At 40.7% G+C, this 838-nt stretch carries 1 protein-coding gene; it reads left to right on the forward strand.

The features are described from left to right. The first annotated feature begins 77 nt into the window (after positions 1–77). Positions 78–797, forward strand: coding sequence for a glycosyltransferase (locus EDM52_RS24260; RefSeq protein ID WP_122911444.1), 720 nt, complete (start codon positions 78–80; stop codon positions 795–797). The last annotated feature ends 41 nt before the right edge of the window (positions 798–838 follow it).

Genomic DNA, 838 nt, shown 5'->3' on the forward strand with positions numbered 1-838 from the left:
ACTACAGCAAGACCTGACAAACTCCAATACCATGTAATAGTTATGACGACTCTGCATGGTTAAGGAGTGCGTGCTGCATGGGAAAACGCAAGAAAATCATTGTTGGGATCGCTTTTAACTCAAAAAAATTAAATCACAACCGCAAGAAGAGATTCTCAACGCGTTGGATTAAAAAACGCATGAAAATATTTATGAAGTATACGCGGAGGAGCTTGCAAAGGCAGACCAACCAGGATTTTGTTGCTCTCGTAGAATATGAGGACCGGACCCGAAAGAAAATAAAAAGACAGCTGCGTAAATACAGTAAACTCCCTAAAAATATTCGATTCGTTCCAAAAAGCTCCTATCAAAAAAGCATTATGAAGCGTCTAAAAGGATACCGTTATTTGTATTTGGTGCGTTTGGATTCAGATGACTTGTATCGCAGAAGCTATATCCACCAGTTGAAGAAACATCGCATTCGAAAAGGAACTTCAGCTATTATCAATCAGCACGGCTATATGTACGACTCGAAAAAGAGACGAATTGCCCCGATGTATGCAAAGTCACCGGCATTTTATACACTAATCTATAAAGTAAAAGACTATAAAAAGGGGAAACGGTATCGGCTTCGCGGGGGACACCCTGCTGTCATACGCCTGCGCCATGAAAAATTGCGCCGACGAAACTACGTACACATCATTCACTCAGGGAATACCACTAGCAAATTTCGTTCGAAGCGCAACAAGATCATAAACAAAAAACGCACCGTGAAGAATCGGCGCAAAGTGAAAAAAATCCTCTCTGCTTTTATGTGAAACATTGCATTGCTTAGCAGAAAATTAGAAAACTTGGCTAC

It is taken from the genome of Brevibacillus invocatus, assembly GCF_003710915.1.
Taxonomy (GTDB): Bacteria; Bacillota; Bacilli; order Brevibacillales; family Brevibacillaceae; genus Brevibacillus; species Brevibacillus invocatus.

Bases quoted from the DNA above. Each gene is read 5' to 3' on its own strand.
- EDM52_RS24260 (WP_122911444.1), top strand. From the start codon at position 78: ATGGGAAAACGCAAGAAAATCATTGTTGGGATCGCTTTTAACTCAAAA.